7 protein-coding genes are annotated in these 5,977 nt (G+C 50.1%); 4 read left to right on the top strand and 3 right to left on the bottom strand.

Features of this window, described 5'->3' with window-relative positions:
• A partial coding sequence (locus tag AC2JC8_RS07295) for a nucleoside triphosphate pyrophosphatase (RefSeq protein ID WP_484594436.1) occupies window positions 1-570 on the bottom strand: 570 nt, incomplete at its 3' end.
• 25 nt (window positions 571-595) lie between these two features.
• On the opposite strand from AC2JC8_RS07295, the gene AC2JC8_RS07290 reads away from it, so the two are divergent.
• From AC2JC8_RS07290 to AC2JC8_RS07280, 3 genes are read left to right on the top strand one after another with little or no spacing between them, the layout of a single operon-like run.
• The gene (locus tag AC2JC8_RS07290) at window positions 596-967 is read left to right on the top strand and encodes an Npun_F0494 family protein (protein ID WP_484401040.1); all 372 of its coding nucleotides are present in this window, start codon (window positions 596-598) and stop codon (window positions 965-967) included.
• 26 nt (window positions 968-993) lie between these two features.
• Entirely contained in the window at window positions 994-2,484 is a 1,491-nt protein-coding gene (locus tag AC2JC8_RS07285; RefSeq protein ID WP_484594438.1) for a cobyric acid synthase, read from the top strand.
• A complete protein-coding gene (locus AC2JC8_RS07280; protein WP_484594435.1) occupies window positions 2,485-2,745 on the top strand; it encodes a 2Fe-2S iron-sulfur cluster-binding protein in 261 nt (86 codons plus the stop codon).
• A 17-nt stretch (window positions 2,746-2,762) separates the two neighbouring features.
• Here AC2JC8_RS07280 and mnmA read toward each other — a convergent pair whose 3' ends face one another.
• Window positions 2,763-3,917, bottom strand: coding sequence for a tRNA 2-thiouridine(34) synthase MnmA (mnmA, locus tag AC2JC8_RS07275; protein WP_484594434.1), 1,155 nt, complete (start codon window positions 3,915-3,917; stop codon window positions 2,763-2,765).
• Window positions 3,918-4,032: 115 nt separating this feature from the next.
• On the opposite strand from mnmA, the gene AC2JC8_RS07270 reads away from it, so the two are divergent.
• A complete protein-coding gene (locus AC2JC8_RS07270) occupies window positions 4,033-4,959 on the top strand; it encodes a sigma-70 family RNA polymerase sigma factor (protein ID WP_484401044.1) in 927 nt (308 codons plus the stop codon).
• A 22-nt stretch (window positions 4,960-4,981) separates the two neighbouring features.
• On the opposite strand, the gene pdhA is transcribed toward AC2JC8_RS07270, so the two are convergent.
• The coding region (pdhA, locus tag AC2JC8_RS07265) for a pyruvate dehydrogenase (acetyl-transferring) E1 component subunit alpha (protein ID WP_484594433.1) at window positions 4,982-5,977 on the bottom strand (996 nt) is incomplete at its 5' end.

The raw sequence follows: 5,977 nt of genomic DNA, 5'->3' as shown, positions 1-5,977 counted from the left end.
ATTTAACCAGCTGCGAAGCAACGGTAAACTTAGGCCAATTACATTACTAATACAGCCTTCTATACGTTCAATCATTAATCCGCCGCGACCTTCCACAGCAAAACAGCCAGCGCATTGCAACGGTTCACCAGTTGCTACATAGGCAATAATTTCCGCCTCTGTTACTGCTGCAAATTGCACCTTAGTGCTAACAATTGCCCTATGTTCTTCGCCGCCATTCGGCAGCCAACAATGGCCCGTATGCAACACCCCCCAGCCACCGGTCATACGCTGCCAGCGGCTGATGGCATCAGCTGCATCTTTTGGTTTGCCAAATATCTCCCCATTAAATTCAAACATTGAATCGCAGGCCAAAATACCAAGACCAGGGAGATTTAGCGGTTTTTCATTTAACAGAATTTGTTGCACTGCTTTGGCTTTAGCTGCTGCGAGTTCTTGCACTAATTGCAAAGGGTTTGGATTTTGGATCGCATCTTCATCCACACCGCTTACTTGAACGCGATGCGGTATTGCAGCCTGCTCCAGCAGCCGACGGCGGGAGGGGGAAGCAGAAGCGAGTAGCAGTTCCATCAACAGGATTGTTTAGGGTTGATTTATGCAAAGCAGTTCTAATTCCAGCTGTAGCTCCCATTCCTTGGCGCGTGCGGCAGAAGCATTGCGCTGCCTACCTTTACGGCGTTTTTTTTATGAACTCGCTGCTGCTGAACCGCTGAGCAGCCAGCAGGTGTGCGCAAATGCCAGCTGTTACCAAAATCCACTTACAACTGATGCCGCAGAAGATATCTTTTGTTGGCTAATTAAACTTGGCGTATTACGGCGAGAAGTGGATGGTCAGGGGCTTACCCATCGGGTGCGCTTAACCCCTATGGGTACCCAATTACTTAACCAGTGGCCAACTGAAATCCCCTCAGCTACAAAACTACGCCGCCTACGCCATTGGGTTAGGCGCCATTGGCCGCGGCTTTGAAAACCGTTAATCAACTCGCCCCATTGATGGTGCTTGGCACCAGTAGTGGGGCTGGAAAATCATTAATGACCACTGCCCTTTGCCGGCTCTTGCAGCGTAATGGCGAACAGCCAGTGCCCTTTAAGGGGCAAAACATGAGCAATAACGCTTGGGTAGATCAAAGTGGAGGCGAGATGGCCTATTCCCAGGCATTGCAAGCCTGGGCAGCAGGTTTAGAGCCTCATCACAGCATGAATCCAGTGCTGCTAAAACCACAAGGCGACAGCACCAGTGAATTAATCCATATGGGGCAATCGGTGGGGCTAGCCCGCGCCGAGCACTATTACCGCGATTGGTTTAAACCGGGCTGGGCAGCAATTCGCAGCGGCCTTAGCCATTTGGAAACCGCATTTCCAAGCGGCAGGCTGGTGCTGGAGGGGGCTGGCAGCCCCGTGGAGGTAAACCTGCAATCCCGCGATCTAACAAATTTGCGCTTGGCCCAATTTCTACGGGCCCGCTGCATCCTGGTGGCAGATATTGAACGGGGTGGAGTATTTGCTCAGTTGGTTGGCACCTTGGGCTTATTACGAACGGTGGAGCGGCCACTGATTCGGGGGCTGCTGATCAACCGTTTTCGCGGCCGCCGCGAACTTTTTGATGAAGGCCGCCGCTGGCTTGAGCAAAACACCGGGATTCCGGTATTAGGGGTGATGCCTTGGCTTGATGAACTATTTCCGCCGGAAGATTCACTTGATCTCCTAGAGCGTGGTAAACGCAAAGCAAGCGCCGAAATTGAAATTGTGGTGATTAAGTTGCCATCACTTAGTAATTTTTCTGATCTGGATCCTTTAGAAGCTGAACCAAGCGTGCAGCTTCGATGGCTAACGCCTGGTGAACCTTTAGGAAATCCAGCAGCTGTTATCTTGCCCGGCAGCAAACAAACTATGACTGATTTAAAGCAACTGCAAAAAAGTAATATTGCAGCTGAATTACGTAATTATGTAAACAATGGCGGCCATATATTTGGTATTTGTGGTGGCATGCAAATGCTGGGTAAGCGCTTGAATGATCCCGATGCTTTAGAAGGTAAAGATATTAATAATTCATCCCAGGCTGGCCTGGATTTACTACCGCTTAAAACTGATTACGGCTGCATTAAAGCATTGCAACAACGTTACAGTAATGCCCTATGGCCGAGGGGGGGAATACAGATTGAAGGTTTTGAACTTCATCGCGGCAGCAGCAGTTCTATTTGCACAGAAGCTGAGCCGATATTCCCGATAGCAAGCGATCCAGATTTGGGATATTGGTTGCCCTATGGCAGCTTTGGCGGTGTTGTGGCAGGCACCTATTTGCATGGAATATTTGAAAATGGAATTTGGCGGCGCTGCTGGTTAAATCAACTACGCAAACGTAAAGGCTTGGCTTTATTAAGTGAACAACAAGCGCACCACCGCAAGCAGCGAGACCTATTGCTTGATCGCCTCGCTGATGCCTTTGAAGCCCATGTAAATATTGAACCTTTACTTAGGCCTTAAATGACTGCTATTCCAAATAAAAAGATTGCAATCACAATCCGATGGCCCAACGGCTTGATAAGCCAAGCAAAGCCGGGAGACGATTGGTTGGTATTGGCAAGAGCAGCTGAAAACCCAATCCCTACAGGGTGTCTTGGCGGCAGCTGCGGGGCATGTGAAATAGAAGTTAATGGAAAGGTGATCAGGGCTTGCATCAGCTCAGTTGCCAGTGATAGCAGCAACTGCCTGCAGGTAGAATTCGCTAATGATCCCCATTGGTAGATTTATAATTAGCCACCTTAAATGCCAGTTTGCAATTGAATTAAGCCTCCCCCTAATAACACTTCTCCGGCGTAGAACACCGCCGCCTGGCCAGGGGTAATTGAAAATTGCTCCTCCTTAAATTGCAATTGGCAAGAGCTATCCGATAGCGGGGTGAGGATCGCTAATTCAGGCGCACTGCGATAACGCACTTGCACTTCAACTTCAAAAGCTTCCAATGGCGCAGCAATCGAAACCCAATTAAGTGCCGCCACCGTGCAAAAACTACGGCCCGCATCTTTACGGCACGCCACCACCACCTGATTCATCGCAGCATCAAGCCGCACTACATGCAACGGCTCGCTCCATGCCACCCCCAGGCCCTTGCGTTGGCCGATTGTGAAATGCTCAATGCCATCGTGCTTACCCACCACCGTGCCATCAGCAAGCACGATTTGACCCGGCCGCTCTGGCAGGTATGCATCAAGAAAAGCTTTCATCGAGCCGTGGTGATCAGCTAGGCATAAATCCTGGCTTTCAGCTTTTGTAGCAGTGCGTAAGCCCAAACGGCTGGCCTCCCGCCTCGTATCTATTTTGGTGAGCTCGCCAAGGGGAAAAACCAAACTTGAAAGGATTGTTTGCGGTAGATCGTATAAAAAATAACTTTGATCTTTATGGCTATCTAAGCCTCTAAGTAACTGGGTGCGGCCATTGCTGCAATAACGCAAGCGGGCGTAATGACCGGTGGCTAAGCGCTTAAGCCCCCGTTCTTTTTCAGCCCAAGCGAGCATCGGGCCAAATTTCACCGCACGATTGCAACGGGAACAAGGCAAGGGCGTAAGCCCTGCAACATAGTTATCCAGTAAAAATTCAACTATTTCTTTTTTAAAAACTTCGCGTGAATCCACCACGTGATGGGGAACCGCAAGGGATTCGCAAAGGGCTGCAGCATCAACTAACCCCTCGGCGCAGCAGGCACCTTTACCACTCATAAGCCACAGGGTGAGGCCTTCCACCCGCCAGCCGGCCGCCTGCAACAGCGCAGCGGTGAGGGAACTATCAACACCACCAGAAAGGCCAACGGCAATCGCTTTTTCACCAGGGAAGCTACGCAAACGCTCAAGCGCTGCCTCCACAGCAGGCGATGGAGCTGCAAAAGGAGCAACAAAAGTGCTGGGTGATGAAGCTGTCATGCAGCTGAAAAGCCCATTTGTGTTGATTTTCCCTTGCAAATCTAAAAGGTTACTGAAAACACATCCCTAAACCCAAAAAGCGTAGGAGTGTTGTTGCCAATCAAGGAACTTCTCAATGACGGCCACCTCGCTCTCAGTTGCAGAGAGCAGCCGCAAAAGGGGCAACGACCCCATCAGCTGGTATTTGGCAAGCATCGGCAGGGTTCCTCTTCTTACTCCTGCGGAAGAAATTGAGTTGGGCAATCAGGTGCAAACCATGATGCTGCTGCTCGAAAAGGGAGAAGAAAGCTTCACCCTCCACGAAAAAAAGCTTGTGCGGGTGGGTCGCCGTTCAAAAGAACGGATGATGAAGGCAAACCTGCGTTTGGTGGTGAGTGTTGCCAAAAAATATCAAGGTAAAGGCATGGAGTTGCTGGATCTAATCCAGGAGGGTTCTTTAGGCCTTGAAAGAGCGGTTGAGAAATTTGATCCCACCCGCGGCTACAAATTTTCCACCTATGCATTTTGGTGGATTCGCCAAAGCATGACCCGCGCCATCGCTTGTCAATCCCGCACCATCAGGCTGCCGGTGCATCTCAGCGAAAGACTTGCAATTGTGCGCAGAGTAACGATGGATCTAGCCCATAAATTAGGGGCCATGCCTAACCGCAGAGAGATTGCAGAAGAGATGCAGATTGAAGTGGAGGAGCTAGATGGCTTGCTGCGTCAATCCCTTACCACCTCCAGCCTGGATGCCCCCATTAGCGGTGATGAAGGCCGTAGTTTTCTTGGCGATTTAATAGCCGATACCCGTCAAGAAGAACCCCTCGATGCGGTGGAAAGACGCATGCATCACGAACAGTTGGGTCGCTGGCTCAACTACCTCACCGATCAGGAAAGGCAGGTATTGGAATTGCGTTTTGGCCTATCCGGCGAACAGCGGCACACCCTTGCTGAAATCGGCAGGCTGATAGAAGTATCTAGAGAGAGAGTGCGTCAAGTGGAATTAAAAGCATTGCGTAAACTTCGCAATCTCACCCGCAAAGTGCCATCTCAGCTTTAATTTAAATTGGGTTGATTAATACTTAATCTTCTGCCCACACATAACGTGTTAGTTCATTTGGATCGGGCTCTGGAGCGGCTAGAGCAAATTCCACGGCGTCTCTTACCTCGTTATCAATTTCTTCATCGATATCTGCTAGATCAGCAGCATTAGCTAGGCCTTGCTGCTGCATAAAGACTGAAAATTGCTTAATCGGATCTCGATTAGTCCAAAACGCCTTTTCTTCTGGATCCCGCAATTCATCTGGATCCGCCAAGGAATGGCCGCGGAAACGATATGTGAGGCATTCCAACAAAGTAGGGCCCTCTCCAGCCCGGGCACGCTCAAGCGCCCTTTGCGTTGCAGCGCGCACAGCCAATACGTCCATACCATCCACCTCTTCTCCGGCCATGCCAAATGCACTGGCTTTGCGCCAAATCTCGGTATCACTAGTGGCACGATGATGGGCCATTCCGATTGCCCATTTGTTGTTTTCCACCACAAATAAGATCGGTAATTTCCACAGAGAAGCCATATTTAGGCATTCATAAAATTGACCGATATTGCAGGTGCCGTCACCAAAAAAAGCAGCCGTAACAGCATTGCTAGTGCTGTCACCCAAAGCATCACGCTTATACCTACTTGTAAAGGCAGCGCCTAGGGCTACCGGAATGCCTTCACCAATAAAGGCATAGCCACCAAGCAGGTGATGTTCCTTTGAAAAAAGGTGCATTGATCCACCTCTACCTTTGCTGCAACCGGTTTCTTTGCCAAATAATTCACTCATCACCTCCCGAGCAGGCACCCCTGCGCTGAGGGCATGAACGTGATCGCGATAGGTGCTGCAAAACCAGTCGTGCTGGGTTTTCATCGCCTTAATTACGCCGGTTGCAATCGCTTCTTGGCCGTTATATAAGTGCACAAAACCAAACATCTTGCCGCGGTAGTACATTTCCGCGCATTTATCTTCAAATCTGCGGCCCAGCACCATATCGCGGTAGAGCATTAAACCCTCTTCCCGCTTCAGCTCTGCACCGAG

This window comes from Synechococcus sp., assembly GCF_982614295.1.
The sequence above is the reverse complement of the archived record's forward strand: the minus strand, read 5'-3'. Positions and strand labels throughout refer to the sequence as shown.

Excerpts from the sequence above, each read along its gene's own strand:
- AC2JC8_RS07290 (WP_484401040.1), top strand. The coding sequence starts at position 596 with ATGCAAAGCAGTTCTAATTCCAGCTGTAGCTCCCATTCCTTGGCGCGT.
- AC2JC8_RS07285 (WP_484594438.1), top strand. The coding sequence starts at position 994 with ATGGTGCTTGGCACCAGTAGTGGGGCTGGAAAATCATTAATGACCACT.
- AC2JC8_RS07280 (WP_484594435.1), top strand. The coding sequence starts at position 2,485 with ATGACTGCTATTCCAAATAAAAAGATTGCAATCACAATCCGATGGCCC.
- mnmA (WP_484594434.1), bottom strand. The coding sequence starts at position 3,917 with ATGACAGCTTCATCACCCAGCACTTTTGTTGCTCCTTTTGCAGCTCCA.
- AC2JC8_RS07270 (WP_484401044.1), top strand. The coding sequence starts at position 4,033 with ATGACGGCCACCTCGCTCTCAGTTGCAGAGAGCAGCCGCAAAAGGGGC.